Annotated in this window: 15 protein-coding genes; 4 read left to right on the forward strand and 11 right to left on the reverse strand. The window is 65.8% G+C overall.

Annotated features, from left to right (window positions below):
* Nucleotides 1-30: 30 nt before the first annotated feature.
* Nucleotides 31-786, forward strand: a complete 756-nt coding sequence (locus tag ABMA46_RS16060; RefSeq protein ID WP_349000830.1) for an ABC transporter ATP-binding protein — start codon at nt 31-33, stop codon at nt 784-786.
* Here ABMA46_RS16060 and ABMA46_RS16065 read toward each other — a convergent pair.
* From ABMA46_RS16065 to ABMA46_RS16105, 9 genes are all read right to left on the reverse strand, one after another.
* Nucleotides 783-1,838, reverse strand: coding sequence for a D-alanine--D-alanine ligase family protein (locus ABMA46_RS16065; RefSeq protein ID WP_349000832.1), 1,056 nt, complete (start codon nt 1,836-1,838; stop codon nt 783-785). The two genes, ABMA46_RS16060 and ABMA46_RS16065, sit on opposite strands and share 4 nt — an antisense overlap.
* Nucleotides 1,839-1,934: 96 nt before the next feature.
* Complete coding sequence (locus tag ABMA46_RS16070) at nt 1,935-2,810, reverse strand: SMP-30/gluconolactonase/LRE family protein (RefSeq protein ID WP_349000833.1); 876 nt, start codon at nt 2,808-2,810, stop codon at nt 1,935-1,937.
* Entirely contained in the window at nt 2,807-3,448 is a 642-nt protein-coding gene (locus tag ABMA46_RS16075; protein WP_349000835.1) for a 2-dehydro-3-deoxy-6-phosphogalactonate aldolase, read from the reverse strand. The genes ABMA46_RS16070 and ABMA46_RS16075 overlap by 4 nt, the downstream gene beginning before the upstream one ends.
* Nucleotides 3,445-4,383, reverse strand: coding sequence for a 2-dehydro-3-deoxygalactonokinase (locus tag ABMA46_RS16080; RefSeq protein ID WP_349000836.1), 939 nt, complete (start codon nt 4,381-4,383; stop codon nt 3,445-3,447). Before ABMA46_RS16080 ends, ABMA46_RS16075 begins: the two co-directional genes overlap by 4 nt.
* On the reverse strand, nt 4,380-5,147 hold the full coding sequence (locus ABMA46_RS16085) for an SDR family NAD(P)-dependent oxidoreductase (RefSeq protein WP_349000837.1): 768 nt from the start codon (nt 5,145-5,147) through the stop codon (nt 4,380-4,382). The genes ABMA46_RS16080 and ABMA46_RS16085 overlap by 4 nt, the downstream gene beginning before the upstream one ends.
* Before the next feature lie 157 nt (nt 5,148-5,304).
* Nucleotides 5,305-6,654 (reverse strand): putative bifunctional diguanylate cyclase/phosphodiesterase, encoded by a 1,350-nt coding sequence (locus tag ABMA46_RS16090; protein ID WP_349000838.1) that lies wholly within the window; start codon nt 6,652-6,654, stop codon nt 5,305-5,307.
* A gap of 104 nt (nt 6,655-6,758) precedes the next feature.
* The gene (locus tag ABMA46_RS16095; RefSeq protein WP_349000839.1) at nt 6,759-8,606 is read right to left on the reverse strand and encodes a GtrA family protein; all 1,848 of its coding nucleotides are present in this window, start codon (nt 8,604-8,606) and stop codon (nt 6,759-6,761) included.
* Nucleotides 8,607-8,684: 78 nt separating this feature from the next.
* Entirely contained in the window at nt 8,685-9,092 is a 408-nt protein-coding gene (locus ABMA46_RS16100) for a GtrA family protein (protein WP_349000841.1), read from the reverse strand.
* The gene (locus tag ABMA46_RS16105; RefSeq protein ID WP_349000843.1) at nt 9,089-10,297 is read right to left on the reverse strand and encodes a glycosyltransferase family 2 protein; all 1,209 of its coding nucleotides are present in this window, start codon (nt 10,295-10,297) and stop codon (nt 9,089-9,091) included. Before ABMA46_RS16105 ends, ABMA46_RS16100 begins: the two co-directional genes overlap by 4 nt.
* Before the next feature lie 184 nt (nt 10,298-10,481).
* Here ABMA46_RS16105 and gshB point away from each other — a divergent pair, with 184 nt between their 5' ends.
* From gshB to ABMA46_RS16120, 3 genes are all read left to right on the forward strand, one after another.
* Nucleotides 10,482-11,423, forward strand: coding sequence for a glutathione synthase (gene gshB, locus ABMA46_RS16110; RefSeq protein WP_349000844.1), 942 nt, complete (start codon nt 10,482-10,484; stop codon nt 11,421-11,423).
* Between the two features lie 251 nt (nt 11,424-11,674).
* Entirely contained in the window at nt 11,675-13,207 is a 1,533-nt protein-coding gene (locus ABMA46_RS16115) for a YifB family Mg chelatase-like AAA ATPase (RefSeq protein WP_349000847.1), read from the forward strand.
* 1 nt (nt 13,208) lies between these two features.
* Nucleotides 13,209-13,619, forward strand: coding sequence for a hypothetical protein (locus tag ABMA46_RS16120; protein WP_349000849.1), 411 nt, complete (start codon nt 13,209-13,211; stop codon nt 13,617-13,619).
* 18 nt (nt 13,620-13,637) lie between these two features.
* Here the strand turns inward: ABMA46_RS16120 and ABMA46_RS16125 are convergent, their stop codons facing one another.
* Nucleotides 13,638-14,258, reverse strand: coding sequence for a transglutaminase-like cysteine peptidase (locus tag ABMA46_RS16125; protein WP_349000851.1), 621 nt, complete (start codon nt 14,256-14,258; stop codon nt 13,638-13,640).
* Between the two features lie 149 nt (nt 14,259-14,407).
* Nucleotides 14,408-15,685, reverse strand: a complete 1,278-nt coding sequence (locus ABMA46_RS16130; protein WP_349000963.1) for a polyhydroxyalkanoate depolymerase — start codon at nt 15,683-15,685, stop codon at nt 14,408-14,410.
* Nucleotides 15,686-15,820 lie beyond the last annotated feature (135 nt).

Genomic DNA, 15,820 nt, shown 5'->3' on the forward strand with positions numbered 1-15,820 from the left:
GCGTGGTTCATTCCTCGGGAATGAGCGTCCATGACCACCGCCCTTTCCGCCTCCAGTCTGGAAGTCGTCTTCGATCATTTCCGCGCGCTGAAAGGCGTCAGCCTGGAGGTCCAGGCCGGCGAATCCTTCGGGCTGGTCGGCGAATCCGGTTCCGGCAAGTCGACCCTGCTCAGGGCCATCGTGGGGCTTGCCCCGGTTGCCGCCGGGACCATCGAAGTCAACGGCAAGCCGCTCGGCAAACGCCGCGACAAGGCCTTCTATCGGCAGGTCCAGATGGTGTTCCAGGACCCCTACGGCTCCCTGCATCCGCGCCAGACGGTGGACCGACTGCTGCAGGAGCCGCTCGCCATCCATGGCATCGGCGAGGGCGAGCGGCGCATCCGCCGCGCGCTCGACGAGGTGGGCCTCGGTTCCGGCTTCCGCTTCCGCTATTCGCACCAGCTTTCCGGCGGCCAGCGCCAGCGTGTGGCGATCGCCCGCGCGCTGATCCTCGAACCGTCGATCCTGCTGCTGGACGAGCCGACCTCGGCGCTCGATGCCTCCGTGCAGGCGGAAGTGCTGAATCTGCTGGAACAGGTGCGGCGTGACCGCAACCTGACCTTCCTGATGGTCAGCCACGACCTCGCCGTCATCAACCATATGTGCAGGCGGCTGATGGTGATGCAGGCCGGCGAGACGGTCGAGAACCTTGAAGCCTCCGACCTTGCCACGCATCACGTCTCGCAGGACTATACGCGCCGGCTTCTCAAGGCGAGCGAGGGTTTCCGCGCGGCGGTCACGCCTTAAATGGCGAGACGGGCCGCTGCGGCGGCCGCTATCGCTTCGGGCAGGCTCATGTTCCATTGCCGGCGGCAATAGGCGCGGAAGTCGAAGCAGGGCAGGCCGGGGCACACTTCGAATTCGATCAGGTGAAGCGTATTGTCCGGTTCGACGCGCAGATCGACCGAGAACACGTCGCGCAGGCCGAGTTTTTTCATGAGATCGAGGCACAGCGCGCGGATCCTGGTGTCCGCTTCGGGCTGGACGGACGCGACCGGCACGAGATCGGGCTCGCTGTAGCGATTCTCCGCCTTCGCCGCGGCGCCAGTGCCGCCGTAAAGCGCGAGGCTGTCCTCCATGGTCTGGAAGTCTGCGCCGGACTCGACGAAGAAGACGCCGAGTGCCTCGCTGGCCGGCATTTCCGGATCGATAGCGAGAAAACTGACCCGCACATTGCGCCCCGCGACATAGGGTTGGACGACGGCGTCGTCGCAGTAGCGGGAAAAGATGCGCCGACTTATCTCCCATGCCTGCGGCAGTTCACGGCAATGCGACTCCGGCCAGATGCCGATCTTGGCGCCGAGCCGGTTCGGCTTGACGAACCAGCCGTCTCTGGATGCCGGCGCGGGCGCCAGCCATGCGCCGTCGCGCACAAGACCCGCCGGCGGAACCGGAAGCCCGAGTGCGCCGAGCACCACGCCGGAACGGAACTTGTCCTGGCAGAGCGCGAACAGCGAATCCTCGGCGCCCAAGGTCTTCAATCCGTTGAGGCGCGCCAGCGCGGGCGCGGCACCGCCCCGGAAATAAGCGATGCCGTCGGTCAGCGACCAAACCAGCGTCGTCGTGGGATCGCGTTCGGACAGGACCTTCGCCGCGTCGTCCAGTTGCACCGGAACGAAGGTGATGTCGCGACGGGCGCATTCGAAGGCGATCGCCTCGAACTCGGCGGCAAGATCGGTCGATTGCGCGAGATAGGAAGAGATTTCGGCGGCAGCGGGCGCGTCCATGCCGCTCGCCTCAAGGCGCTCGCGGCAAGCCTGCTCCGGCTCATAGACGAGGATCAGTTCGGCCGACGACATGCTGGTGATTCCTTGAATGCGCGGCCATTCTCGCACCCTGACCGGGTCTGTCCTGGAGAAAAACCGACATGTCACCGCTGCCGGCGCGACGTCGGATCAGAGGACGACTCGTGGTTCGAAGCGGCCTTGCACCGGCAGGTCGATCAGGAAGGTCTTGCCCGCATGAGGGTCGGCTGCACGCGCGGCGTCGTCCATGTCGGCCCAGGCGGAGGTGACGGCCAGCCGGTCGGCATTCGGGCCGAAGAAGGCGGGGCATGTCACCTGTTTGGCCTGCATGGCGATGGACCGCATCAGCCGCCCGTCTGGCGCATAGGCAGTCACGCGAGCCTCGCCCCAGCGTGCATTCCACAACACGCCTTCATTGTCCACCACCGAGCCGTCATGGTCGCCGCTGCGGCCGCCCCGATCGGCGAAGATTTTCGGTTCGCCCCGCGGCAGGCCGGTTGCAGGATCGCAATCGGTGCGCATCAGCAGCCCGGTCGCCGAATCCGTATAGTAGGCGATGGCGCCGTTCGGCGAGAAGGCGATGGAATTGGGAATGGAAACGCCGGAAAACAGGCGCCGCAACTCGCCCTTGAAGAACCAGTAGATCGAGCCGGCGCCATTCTCGGCTTTCTTGCCCATCGTGCTCACCCAGAACGCGCCGCATGGATGCACCCGCCCGTCATTGGAGCGCGTCGCCGGATTGTCCTCTTCGATCGGCTGGAGCAAGGTGAGCCTGCCGGTCGCCGTCTCGCGCAGATGGAGCCCGTCCTCGGCGGAGATGAGCTGCCGGTCCGGATCGACCACGGCGACCGCGCTGGCCATGCGACCGAGCGCATGCGTCCTTGTTCCGGCTCCGTCACGATGTTCGACCAGCAGGCCGTTTAGAATGTCGAACCAGATGAGCACGCCAGTGGCCGGATCGTAGCTCGGGCCCTCACCCAGCTTGCAGACATGGTCGGACAGGATCGAGACGCCAACCTCGCTCATGCTCCGCCTCCGAAGGCGCTGTCCCAGGCGGCGACCGCCGCGCGGGCGCGCTCGCCCACTTGTTCGGCACTCATTCCGGGCTTGAACAGGCTGGACCCTAGCCCGAACACGGTGACGCCGACGGCTTTGTAGCCTACGAAATCCTTTTCGGAGACCCCGCCAACCGCACCGATCGGCACGTCCTTCGGCAGGACGGCGCGCACGGCGGCGATGCCGCCCGCGCCCAGCACGGAAGCGGGGAAGAACTTCAGCGCCGAGGCGCCGAGACGGATCGCCTGGAAGGCCTCCGTCGGCGTGAACACGCCAGGCATGGTGACCATGCCGTGGTCGGCGGCGCGCGTCATCACGCCGGCGTCGATGTTGGGGCTGACCAGCAGCCGCCCGCCCGCCTCGTTGAGGTCGTCGACGTCCTGCGGCGAAAGCACCGTGCCCGCGCCGATCAACGCGTTCGCCGGCAGCGCCTCGACAAGCTGCGTGATGGAGGCAAAAGGTTGTGGCGAATTGAGCGGTACCTCGATCGCTTCGATGCCGGCGGCATGGACGGCCTGGCCGACCGCGACGGCGTTCTTCGGATCGAGGCCGCGCAGGATGGCGACTAGCCCACGCTTGAGCGACGGAAACGGTGCGGTCGGGCTCATGCGGTCGTTCCCCCTGCGATCATTCCATTGTGATTTGCAGCCTCGAACAGGCCGGCGCGCACGGCCTCGTCGGCATCCACGGGTTGGATTTCAAGGCCTGCCAGGCCGAGCGCCGCGGAATAGAGCACGCCAAGCGCGCCCGATGTGATCAGTATGATCGGTTCCTTGCCGGCTTCATGACGCCGCCTGGCCGAGGCGATTTCCCCGCCGATCAGCAGGCCGGAAAGACAGGCTGCGGCGTCGTCGGGACCAAGCCCTTGAAGCAGGCCCGCCGCGCGGATCGAGAACAGGCGCGAGGACACGTCGCCGCCATTCTCCAGGGCTGTTTCGCACCATCTGCGGAAATGCAAATTGTCGGCGGCGACGGAAGCCGGACGGTCGCCCAGCGAATGGCGCAGGATCGAATGGGCGGCGAGCACGGAATAAAGCTCGCCGGTCGGCCAGGTGCCGAAGCCGGCCACGCCGCCGTCTTCCACCCGCACCCATTTGGAATGGGTACCCGGCATGCACACGAGATGACGGCCTCTGCCGGCGAGCTTCGCCCCCGCAAGCTGCGTCTCCTCGCCGCGCATCACGTCCGGCGCTTCGGCGAGGCGCTGCGCCATGCCGGGCACGATGCGGATGTCGCGCCTTGCGTCATCGACGCGCGCCGCGCCCCGCAGGACCTCGGCCAGCGTCGCCGGCACGTCGACATAGGGCGCTTCCAACCAGCCCTGGCGGGCTCCCGCCATGCCGCAGATCACCACCGGCAGCGTGTCGGGCGCGCCGAGCGCGGCGAGATGGTCTTCGAGGACGGTCGAGAACCCTTTCTCGCGGGCGCTGGTCATTCCGTCGTCGCCGCGCCTTTCGGCCACCACATTGCCCTGCGCGTCGAGCAGCCACAGCCGCAGCCGCGTGGTACCCCAGTCGGCGGCCGCAATCGCCGGGGTGGTCAAAGCAGGCCTCCGTCGACGATCAGCGTCTGTGCCGTCAGCATGGCCGACGCGTCCGACGCGAGGAACAGGCACGGCCCCACCATGTCGTCGGCCAACATCATCTTCGGGATCGCCTGGCGGCCGATATGGGCGTCAAGCTTGTCCTTTGTCACCCACAACTCCCGCTGGCGCTCGGTAATGATCCAGCCGGGCGCGATGGCGTTCACGCGGATCCCGTCCTTGCCGTAGCGGCCGGCCATGCCCTTGGTGAGGCCGATGATCCCCGCCTTCGCGGCCGTATAGGCAGGCATGTCGCCCATGTTGAGCATGAAGGAGGTCGAGGTGAAGTTGACGATCGAACCCTTGCCGGCCGCTTTCATGCCCGGCGTCACCGCTTGGATGGTGAAGAAATGCGGCCTGAGATTGATGTCCAGATTGCCGTTCCAGCTCTCGGGCGTGACGTCCTCGGCCGCGTGGCGGTCGTCGCGCGCGGCGTTGTTGACCAGCGCCGTTACGGGTCCGTTGGCGTCGATTGCCCGAGCCACGGCGGCGCGCAGCGCTTCGATGTCGCGCAGGTCGGCCTTGAGATAGAGCGGCCGGTTGCCCGCACTCTTCTCGACCGTGTCGCACAGGGCGCGGCTTTCCTCCTCGGCGATGTCGATGAAGGCGACCTTGGCGCCCTGCAATGCGAACCCTTCGGTCAGTTTCGCCCCTATGCCGGAACCGCCGCCGGTGATGAGGACGGATGCGCCCTCCAGGTCGCCGAACCGAGCCGATGGCATCATCAGTGCATTCCTTCCGGGATTTGTCAGTGCCGCGTTCAGCGGCCGGCGCGCATCCTAGCCGCCGGTGCTTCGAGAGCAAGCGGCAAACGCGCCGATTCGCATCTTTTGTCGGACAAAAGCGTTCCGAAGGAACGTGACGACCGGGAGGGCCGCCGGTTCAGACAGCCTTGGCGCGCAGCGCGCCCCGGAACGTGTCGCGCAGATAGCCGAGGGTGGTGTCGGCGTCGGCCGGCTTGCCGAACAGATAGCCCTGGCCGCCCGTGCAGCCGAACTGCACCAGCCGGTCGGCCTGGGCTTCTTCCTCGATGCCCTCAGCCACAACGTCCATGCCGAGCCCCTCGCACATGGCCAGGATCGCCCGGATGATGTGCTCTGACGGGCGGTCTTCCAGGATGGAGGAGACGAAGGCCCGGTCGATCTTGAGTTTGTCGAAGTTGAATTCGCGCAGCCGGCCGAGCGACGACTGTCCGGTGCCGAAATCGTCGAGCGACACGCGAATGCCGACGCGGCGCAGGTCCTCGACAATCTTCTCCGCCGAGGCCGGGTCGTTCATCAGGCCGGTCTCAGTGATCTCGATCTCCAGTCGCCGCGGATCGAAGCCAGTGCGGTCGAGGATCGACAGGATATGCAGCCCGGTGTTCTGGTCGACGAGTTGTGACGGCGACAGATTGAAGGACAGGAACAGGTCCTTCGGCCAGCTTCGCGCCGCTTCGGTCGCCTTGCGCAGCACGAGCTGCGACAGCGGCCCGATGATGCCGCGCTCCTCGGCGATCGGAATGAAGACCGAAGGGGAAACCGGCCCGAGGTCCCGGTCGGTCCAGCGCGCCAGGGTCTCGAAGCCGATGACGCGGCGTGTGGCTAGGTCGACGATCGGCTGGAAATGCGGTTCCACTTCGCCGGCAGAGACGGCGCGGCGCAGCGCCTGCTCGATACGGGTGACGCGCTTGGCGGCTTCCTCCATCTCGCGCGTATAGACCATCACTTGCCCGCGTCCCGAGCGCTTGGCGTGATAGAGCGCGGTCTCCGCCTTGTGGACCAGGACTTCCGTCGTCTCGTCGCCGGAATAGAACAGCGAACAGCCGACCGAGGCCGAAAGGCGGGCCGTGCGCTCGCCGACGTCATAGGGCGCCGACAGGATCTCGATCAGCATGCGCGCCCGCTCGGTCGCGGCTTCCTCGGAGAACACCAGCGGATAGAGGAACGCGAACTCGTCCGCGCCGATGCGGCAGACGATGGAGTTGCTGTCCATCGAGGCGCGCAGCCGCATGGCGACCTGCATCAGGATCTCGTCGCCGGCCCTGTGGCCGAACAGGTCGTTGATGGGCTTGAAGCCGTCGAGGTCGAGAATGCCGACGGTGAAGGGGGCCGGATCCTCCGCGCGCTCGGCGATCAGCCGGTCGATCTTGTCGAAGAAGCGGCGGTGGTTGCCGAGGCCGGTCAGCGGATCGGTGAAAGCCAGATCCGCACTGTCCCTGCTTGTTTGCCCGGTGCCAAACGACGTTTGCATCGGATTTCCTGTTCTGATGCCGGAATTGCGGCAACCCTGCCATGAAACCGTTTAGGAAACGTTCATTTGCCGGACAATTGCCGTGGAGGCCCTTCGGACCGACATCAGCGGACGCGGTAGAGGCGCAGCAGCGATCCGTGCGTGTCGATCGGCTCGAGCCAGCCCGGCACCTCGTTGCGCTCCAAGGCCGCCAGAAAACCGTCCGGGGCCTGCCTCTCCAGCAGCTTCTGTTCGGGATCGGTGGGGCAGAGCGCGATCAGCCCCACGTTCCGGGCGTCGACCATTGCCTTGGCCCTATCGGGCGGTCCCGTGAATGCGTCGAGAACGGCGAGGTTGCCCTCGGTATTGCGATGATAGGGGCCGGCGAGTGCCCGGTGATGCGTATAGAGGAGGATCGGCGACCCCAGGTTGGATATGGCCAGGACCGTCGTCGGCGGCAACGCTGAAAGCCGGGCAAAGTCGGCCGCCCGGTCGCAATGGCCGCGGTCCGCCATGTCGGACATCGCGGCGCTGCCGGGATCGCTTGCGGTGCCGGATTCGTTCACGCCGTTGTCCGCCGCGACGGTTGCAGCCGCGGCCAGGCCGGTCCAGCAGACATTGGCCGACACGATCCACGCCATCGCCATGCGCAACTGGATGGCCGTCGAGCGGCTGCCATTCGCCCGCTCACGCCAGGCCCCGACCCAGCCCGCAAGCGGAATGACGGCGTAGACGATCGAGAAGTTGGAGCCCCTGATCTGCCAGGCGCTGACGAGAAACGCGGTGAGCAACGCTGAAAGGACCAGCCAGTCCTCGCGCCGCCAGCCGGCGCGGGCCGGCCGCGACACCAGCAGCACGAGACCGATCAGCGGCGTCGCGTAGCGAGCGGCGACGGAGGCGGGGTCGTTCGCCAGAAGCTTGAACAGCGACTGCGCCTCGTCGACATTGTCGAGCCACAACGTCTTCAAACGCGGATCGAGACCGGCATAGGGGGAGGCCATGCACTGCGGGAAGAAGTGAACGAGCACGAAAGCGACCACGAGCGCCAGAGCGGCAAGCGACGCGATCCGGCGCGTGCGTGTGCGATACGCCGGTTCGAAGGATGCCACGACGGCAAGGCCGAGGCCGCCCGCCGTGCCGAGCGCGAACTGTACGACCGAATAGGCGTCGCAGGCGGGTTGCCCCCAGCCGGAAGGCGGCACGGTGGCAACGAAGACAAGGGCGGAAATGCCGGCGAAACCAAGGCCGTAATCGCGGGCCACGGTTCTTTCGCCGTCGCCGCCGAAGGCAAGAAGCCCCGCCACGCCGAGACCTGCCGCCGCCACGTAGGGCGCGGTTTCCATGCCGATGGCCAATGAAAGCGCGACCGCGACACCGGCGCCGAACGCTGCCCCCCGCCGCTCCGGTGCGGAAAGCAGGAGACTTAGGCCGGCCATCGTGAGCATGATCTGGATGTTGTGGTGATCGAGCGCGCCAGCGCTGTAGATGCCCAGGAAATACAGCGCCGTCGCGCCGAGGACGAACGCCGGCAGCGCTGCACGCGCGCCGCCGAAATGGCGGGCAGCGCGCAGGGTGAAAAACAGCGTCAGGGCGAAAAGCAGCGCCGGCCAGACGATCGCGGCGATCGTCTCGGCCGTGGCGACACCGGCGCCCAGGGACCGGGCAAGCAGGATCAGGCCGGCAATCGGAGCGTCGACCAGCCGCGACCAGTGCATGATGAACCCGCCTTCGGCTCCCATGCGGTACTGGTGGAGATCGAACCAGCCCTGCCCGGCGAGAAGGTCGCGCACCTCCACCAGCCTCAGCATGCTGTCATTGTCGCCGCGCGGGCTGGTCAGGGTGGGAAAGCCGTTGACGGCCTGGACCGCGACGGAAAGCAGGGCGGCGACGAGCGCGAGGATGAGGTCGCGCCGCCAGGTCGAGGCCGTCGGAGTGGAAGCCTGCCTCGATGCGGAAGCCGAAATGCTTGTCATCACGGGTAGTCCTGAAGATCTGGGCTTCGTTGCTGAAAACCGAGACTACGCGCAGCCGCTCAAAAAACCGTAAAACCGTTAGATCGCTTTCCCGGCAGGAAAGACCCAACACAGCGACCCGATATAGCTGACAGCGCTGACCGCGACTGTCATGACCGCCGATATGGCCAAAGGCGGCAGGCCGAATCCCGCTGCGGCCACGTGCGCGACCAGTCCGGAAAAAACCGCGCAGCCCACCTGCAGGATGAAATAGCGGGGCAGGGCGTGCGCATGGCTGTGCAGGCCCCCGAACGTCCAGCCCCGTTGCGCCGCATAGGCGCACAGGAAGGTCGCGACATAAGCGATGACGCTGCCGGCGAATGGCGAAAGGCCTGCGCTGATGAGCAGCCAGCCCAGCATAAAAAGCATGCCGGCTGCCGCAACGCCAACCACCACGAAGCGGACGAGACGCGACGTGACGAAGCGGCTTGCGGCCTCTTTGCTCATTGCCGCCCCGCCGTCTCACGCTTCAGGGGGATTTCCAGCACGCCGAGCAGGAAAGCGGAGAAAAAGGCCTGGAACGAGATCACCACGAGGCTGAGGCCGAGGACGACGATGCGGGGGATTTCCGAATTGTCCAGCGGGCCGAAGCCCAGCGATGCCCAGCGGGCTATGGCATAGCCGAAGAAGAGCATGCCGGCGGTGAACAAAAGCCCCGCATTGGCTGCGAGCCTGTCGGTGTTGAGATAGCCCGACAGCCAGGTCGAGCGGCGGTTGTCGGGCAGAATGCCGGTCATATGGGCATAGTGGCGCGAGATGGCGCCGAAAGTGATCAATTGCACGCCTGTAATGACCGCGAAGCAGGCAGCGACGAATGTGTTCAGGTCGAGCGATAAATTGTTGATGACCCGAAGCGGACCGAAAACGAGAAGGGCCGCGAATACTAAGCCCATGCCGGCGAGCGCCGTGCCGGGAATGAAGAAAAGCCAGCGCGGATTGTACATCAGCAGGAATTTGAGATGCCGCCAGCCGTCGCGCCAGGTGCGCAGGTGCGGCGCGCGGCTGCGCCCGTCGGGCTTCAGCGTGGTCGGCACTTCCTCGATGCGCAGCCCCGCAAGTGCGGCACGGACGACCATTTCGCTCGCGAATTCCATGCCGCTGGTGCGCAGGTCGAGCGCACGGATGGAATCCGCCCTGAAACCGCGCAACCCGCAATGGAAGTCGCCCGTGTCGATCCGGTAGAACAGCCGCCCGATGAAGCTCAGCACCGGATTGCCGAGATAGCGATGCAAGGGCGGCATGGCGCCTTCGTCGATGCCTCCCTTGAAACGGTTGCCCATGACGAGGTCCGCGCCGGATCGCAGTCTTTCGACGAAGGCCTCCAGTGCCGAGAAGTCATAGCTGTCGTCGGCGTCGCCCATGATGACATAGCGACCGCGCGCCGCCGCGATGCCGCCCAGCAATGCAGCGCCGTAGCCTTTCTGCGCCACGGGGACCACGCGCGCGCCGAGCGCTTCGGCGATTTCCTGTGAGCCGTCGGTCGAGCCGTTGTCGGCGATCAGCACTTCGCCGGCGATCCCCGCGCGTTTCAGGAAGGCCTGTGCCTTGCCGATGCAGAGAGCGAGCGTCTCGGCCTCGTTGAGGCAAGGCATCAGGACGGTGAGTTCCATCACTGCGGCGGTGCGGCGGTTGAGCTTGGTGACGGCATTCATGCGTTTCACTCCACGGGTGCAGCTGTCCCGAAAGCGGTGGCCTTCCAGATTTCATAAAGGCAAGCAGTTTAAGAAATTGATGATGCGATCACATATGTTGTCTGTACCCGTCCGGTTCGCAACGGCACGATTGGCATCGTCTCGCCGATTCTGTAGATGATTTCCCACCGCTTCGGAGAACTTCATGGCCCTCGACATCGCCGTCCAGATGGATCACGTCTCCACCGTCAACATCATGGGCGACACGACGTTCGCGCTCTCGCTGGAGGCGGCGCGGCGCGGTCATCGGCTTTACCATTACACGCCCGACCGTCTGGCGATGCTCGACGGCAAGGTGTTCGCGCGCGTCGAGGAGATGACCGTGCGCGACGAGAAGGGCAACCATTTCTCGCTCGGCGACAAGGTGCGCACGGATCTCTCGCAGATGGACGTCGTCCTGCTGCGCCAGGATCCGCCCTTCGACATGAACTACATCACCACCACGCATCTGCTCGAGCGCATTCATCCGAAGACGCTGGTGGTCAACGACCCGGCATGGGTGCGCAACAGCCCGGAGAAGATCTTCGTCACCGAGTTTCCGGACCTCATGCCGGAAACCCTCATCACCAAGGACGTGGAGGAAGTAGCCGCCTTCCGCCGCGAATATGGCGACATCATCATCAAGCCGCTCTACGGCAACGGCGGGGCCGGCATCTTCCATCTGGCCGAGGCCGACCGCAATCTCGGCTCGCTGCTGGAGATGTTCTCCCAGCTCTTCCGCGAACCCTTCATCGTGCAGCGCTACCTGAAGGACGTGCGCAAGGGTGACAAGCGTATCATCCTGATCGACGGCGAGCCGGTCGGCGCCATCAACCGCGTCCCCGCCGAGACCGAATCGCGCTCGAACATGCATGTCGGCGGCCGCGCCGAGAAATCCGAGCTGACCGAGCGCGAACGCGAGATCTGCGCGCGGATCGGGCCGTCACTGAAGGAGCGTGGGTTCATCCTCGTCGGTATAGACGTGATCGGCGACTGGATGACCGAGATCAACGTCACCTCGCCCACCGGAATCCGCGAGGTCAAGCGCTTCGGCGGCGCCGACATCGCAGCAGCGTTCTGGGACGCGGTGGAGGCCAAGCGGGCCTGATCTACCTCCCGCCAGACGCGCCAGGCGTCTTTTTCGTCATGCCGTGGCCGCCGGTCGGACGGGGCCGCGGACAGATCCGAACGTCTCCCGTTCGTTCCGATCTTTGCAACCGGCTGCAACCGCATCTCTGCCCAGGCGTGTGGTTGTTCATGAAATGTTCTTGATCCGATCACCGATCCGTGCTTGTCTTGCTCGCCGCCGGGTTTCGCGACCGATAGTTGAAGGCGGCCTGTCGGAGACGGGGGCCAACGATGGTTGCGCGGGTTCGCACGGTTGCATTCCAGGGCATAGAGGCCGTTCCGGTCGACGTGCAGGTCATGGTCGCGCCGGGGAAGGTCGGCATGTCGATCGTCGGCCTGCCGGACAAGGCGGTGGCCGAAAGCCGCGAGCGCGTGCAGGCGGCGCTCCACGCCTCCGGCCTGTCGATGCCGTCTAAGAAGGTGACGGTCAATCTCGCGCCCGCCGATCTTCCCAAGGAAGGCAGCCACTACGACTTGCCCATTGCGCTCGGGCTGATGGCTGCGCTCGGCGCCGTGCCGGGCGATGCGCTGGCCGGTTACGTCGTGCTGGGCGAACTGTCCCTGGACGGCACCATTGCCGCCGTGTCCGGCGCGCTGCCGGCAGCGATCGCCGCCAATGCGGAAGGGCGGGGCCTGATCTGCCCGCACGGCTGCGGGCCGGAGGCGGCCTGGGCCGGTGAGGAACTCGATGTGCTCGCGCCGCGCAGCCTGATCGCCGTCGCCAACCATTTCCGCGGCAACCAGGTGCTGTCGCGCCCCGTGGCGGGCGTGCGGCAGGCCGCGCAGAACCTGCCCGACCTCGCCGACATCAAGGGCCAGGAAAGCGCCAAGCGCGCGCTGGAGGTGGCGGCGGCCGGTGGTCATAACCTTCTGATGGTCGGGCCGCCCGGCTCCGGCAAGTCCATGCTGGCGCAGCGCCTGCCGTCGATCCTGCCGCCACTGGCGCCGAAGGAATTGCTCGAAGTCTCGATGATCGCCTCGGTCGCCGGCGAACTGGCGGAGGGCAGACTGACCGACCGGCGGCCCTTCCGCGCGCCGCACCATTCGGCCTCCATGGCGGCGATGGTCGGCGGCGGGCTCAGGGCGCGGCCCGGCGAGGTCTCGCTCGCCCATCACGGCGTGCTGTTCCTCGACGAATTTCCCGAATTCACGCCGCAGACGCTGGATGCGCTGCGCCAGCCGCTGGAAACGGGCGAGTGCATGATCGCCCGCGCCAATCATCGCATCACCTATCCGGCGCGCATCCAGCTCGTCGCGGCGATGAACCCCTGCCGCTGCGGCATGGCCGGCGAGCCGGGCTATCGCTGCGCGCGCGGCGAACGCTGCCGCACCGACTACCAGGCGCGTATCTCCGGCCCGCTACTCGACCGCATCGATCTCAGGGTCGAGGTACCGGCGGTCTCGGCTGCCGATCTGATCCGTCCCGGCCGCGCGGAACCGAGCGCTGCCGTCGCTGCCCGCGTGGCGCGGGCGAGGCAGGTGCAGCGCGAGCGGTTCGAGGAACTGGGCGTGCCGGATGCCGCCACCAATGCGCAGTGCGCGCCGTCGCTGATCGAGCGCATCGCGACGCCCGACGGGGCCGGTCTGTCGCTGCTCGGCGACGCCAGCGACAGGCTGGGATTTTCGGCGCGCGCCTACCATCGCGTGCTGAAGGTCGCGCGCACGCTGGCCGACCTCGACGGCGCCGACACGGTCGGCCGCATCCATGTCGCGGAAGCGATTTCCTCTCGGATGGCCACCGACCGGATGGCACAGGCGGCGTGAAATGTCGGTTGAAGAAGCCGAAATGGAGCAGGATATGACGAATATCGCTAAGGTGCTGTCCGCATTGGCCGATCAAATTGAGAGAGCGCCGATACATCTGGTCGGAGCAAGTATCAATGTGTCGGGAGGAAACGGAGGCTCGGCAACAGGGCTTCGGATTTCGGTATCCGCTGGACCAAAGGGCACTTCAACAACCGGCATGATTATATCTGTCGACCCTAACGAGTATACAACGAAAGCATCAGGTTTAGTCGCAGACCTTCGGGAGGCCGCGGCCGCAGCCGAAAATGCAAAGCCGGCGAAGTCTTGGGTCTTTGGATTGTTGGATCGGGCAAAGTCGCTCGGGAATAAGGCCATTGATACGGCAATTGTAGCGGCCGTTAACGCACTCACCAAAGCATATGTTGGCTGAATAGGTGAAGTCTTAAAGTTACTGCACCGAGCCGACCAGCACGGCCTGGCCGTCGCGGATCGAGACCCACCGACCGGTGTTGTCTGCGGCCTGGCGCTTGAGAAAGCGATAGCCGGTCTGGTTCCAGGGCCGCACCTTGTCGGTCAGATTGTCGAGGATGTAGTCGCCCTTGCTGGTGCGTACCGTCAGCACCGCATGGCCTTCCCCGTCCGGCTTGCGCACCACGGTGATGAGCAGGTCGGCCAGCGAGATGCCGAATTGGTTCAGCCTGCGGCGCTTCTCCAGCACGTAGTCCTCGCAGTCGCCGACGCCTCTGTCCGGATAGGCCCACACCTCGTCCCTGCCGTAGATGTCGAAATCGCTCATCGGCTTGACGGCCGCGTTGACCGCAACGGTAACGCCGGCGAGTTCGCTCCATACGGCTTTCGTCAGGGCGACGGGCTTCAGGTCCGCCGGGCGGATCGAGCACTCGGCCGGGTTGGCCTTGCAGAATTCGTAGTGGCCGATGGGCTGGGACGTCAGGCCTCCGGTCGCCATCGCGCCGCCGGCGGCCGCCGGGACCGCGGCCCCGATCGACGCCAAGCTGACCGCGATCGCCGCGAAAAAACGCAAACCAAGCGCCTTCGGTGAGGAATACATGTCCCCGCTCGCCCCTGTTCGTTAACGAAACGTTAAAGGCGATTTACAGTCCGTGTCAATTAAGCGGGAGGCCTGTTTGCCGGCATGGTTACTCACATGGCCGTGACAGCGGCACTTGTGCAACAGGTGCCGAAGGTGACTGCCGCCGGTCAGTCGCCGGCGCTGCGCACCAGCCGCGGCCTGGCGGGCCGCCGCTCCGCCCGCCGGTGGCTGGCCATGAAGTCGACGATGCGCGGCACGATCTCGGCCCGGAAGCGCGAGCCGTTGAAGACGCCGTAATGGCCCACCCTGGGCTGCATGTAATGCGCCTTGCGGTCGGCCGGTATGTTCACGCACAGGTCGTGCGCGGCCCTGGTCTGGCCGAGTCCGGAAATGTCGTCGTTCTCGCCCTCGACCGTGAACAGCGCGACGTTGCGGATCGAAGCCGGATCGACGGGCGTGCCGCGATGCGTCATCTCGCCCTTCGGCAGCGAATGCCTGACGAAGACGGTATCCACCGTCTGCAGGTAGAACTCGGCCGTCAGGTCCATGACCGCCAGGTATTCGTCATAGAAGTCGCGGTGCTTGTCGGCGCCGTCGCCGTCGTTCTTGACCAGGTGCATGAAGAAATCCTTGTGCGCCATGATATGGCGGTCGAGGTTCATGCTCATGAAGCCGGACAGTTGCAGGAAGCCCGGATAGACCTCGCGGCCGAAACCGGGCATCGGCCAGGGCGCGGGCATGATGACGTTGTCGCGGAACCACGCCGTGCCCTTGTCCTCGGCCAGAAGGTTCACGGCGGTCGGGTTGGAACGCGTGTCGATCGGGCCGCCCATCAGCGTCATGGTCGCCGGCGCGAACCGGTTGCCCGCCGCCTCCATCAGCGCCGCGGCCGCCAGCACCGGCACGGACGGCTGGCACACCGCCATCACATGCGTATCGGGGCCGAGATGGTGAAACATCTCGATGACATAGTCGATATAGTCGTCCAGATCGAAGCGGCCCTCGGCCACCGGCACCATGCGGGCGTCCGTCCAGTCGGTGACGTAGACGTCGGCATGGGGCAGCATGGCCTCGACCGTGCCGCGCAGCAGTGTGGCGTAGTGACCCGACATCGGCGCCACCATCAGGAGCTTGGGATCGGCAACGGGTGAGGCCGGCAGCGCGCGCTCGAAATGGATGAGCCTGCAGAACGGCCTGGACCAGGCGATCTTTTCCGTGACGGCTACGGTCTTCCCGCCCACCACCGTGCTGTCCAGGCCGAACTCCGGCTTGGCATAGCGCCGGGTCGTCCGCTCGAACAGTTCCGCGGAGGCGGCGACAGTGCGGCCGAACGGCGTATGGGCGAACGGATTGAGCGGATTGGTGTAGAGCATCCGAACGGCGTCGGCCACCGCACGCGCCGGCTGCAGGGCCGCGTGGTTTATTTCATAAAGCTGGTAGAACATCGACTGTGCTGCCTCGCTGCGAGCGAAGTGGGCGGCGCGAGGCCGGACCTTCATGATAGGGGCGCGAGGTTAGCGATAAATTGCTGCAGCGCAATAGATGACGTCGCGGCAGTCGGACGGGACTTTCGTCCAATT

It is taken from the genome of Mesorhizobium hunchu, from assembly GCF_040081975.1.
Lineage (GTDB): Bacteria > Pseudomonadota > Alphaproteobacteria > Rhizobiales > Rhizobiaceae > Mesorhizobium > Mesorhizobium hunchu.

What these genes read in the sequence shown, in the direction of transcription:
- ABMA46_RS16100 (WP_349000841.1), bottom strand. Translation starts at nt 9,092, where the DNA reads ATGAGCAAAGAGGCCGCAAGCCGCTTCGTCACGTCGCGTCTCGTCCGC.
- ABMA46_RS16065 (WP_349000832.1), bottom strand. Translation starts at nt 1,838, where the DNA reads ATGTCGTCGGCCGAACTGATCCTCGTCTATGAGCCGGAGCAGGCTTGC.
- ABMA46_RS16085 (WP_349000837.1), bottom strand. Translation starts at nt 5,147, where the DNA reads ATGATGCCATCGGCTCGGTTCGGCGACCTGGAGGGCGCATCCGTCCTC.
- ABMA46_RS16075 (WP_349000835.1), bottom strand. Translation starts at nt 3,448, where the DNA reads ATGAGCCCGACCGCACCGTTTCCGTCGCTCAAGCGTGGGCTAGTCGCC.
- ABMA46_RS16090 (WP_349000838.1), bottom strand. Translation starts at nt 6,654, where the DNA reads ATGCAAACGTCGTTTGGCACCGGGCAAACAAGCAGGGACAGTGCGGAT.
- ABMA46_RS16120 (WP_349000849.1), top strand. Translation starts at nt 13,209, where the DNA reads ATGTCGGTTGAAGAAGCCGAAATGGAGCAGGATATGACGAATATCGCT.
- ABMA46_RS16115 (WP_349000847.1), top strand. Translation starts at nt 11,675, where the DNA reads ATGGTTGCGCGGGTTCGCACGGTTGCATTCCAGGGCATAGAGGCCGTT.
- ABMA46_RS16060 (WP_349000830.1), top strand. Translation starts at nt 31, where the DNA reads ATGACCACCGCCCTTTCCGCCTCCAGTCTGGAAGTCGTCTTCGATCAT.
- gshB (WP_349000844.1), top strand. Translation starts at nt 10,482, where the DNA reads ATGGCCCTCGACATCGCCGTCCAGATGGATCACGTCTCCACCGTCAAC.
- ABMA46_RS16105 (WP_349000843.1), bottom strand. Translation starts at nt 10,297, where the DNA reads ATGAATGCCGTCACCAAGCTCAACCGCCGCACCGCCGCAGTGATGGAA.
- ABMA46_RS16125 (WP_349000851.1), bottom strand. Translation starts at nt 14,258, where the DNA reads ATGTATTCCTCACCGAAGGCGCTTGGTTTGCGTTTTTTCGCGGCGATC.
- ABMA46_RS16095 (WP_349000839.1), bottom strand. Translation starts at nt 8,606, where the DNA reads ATGACAAGCATTTCGGCTTCCGCATCGAGGCAGGCTTCCACTCCGACG.
- ABMA46_RS16130 (WP_349000963.1), bottom strand. Translation starts at nt 15,685, where the DNA reads ATGTTCTACCAGCTTTATGAAATAAACCACGCGGCCCTGCAGCCGGCG.
- ABMA46_RS16070 (WP_349000833.1), bottom strand. Translation starts at nt 2,810, where the DNA reads ATGAGCGAGGTTGGCGTCTCGATCCTGTCCGACCATGTCTGCAAGCTG.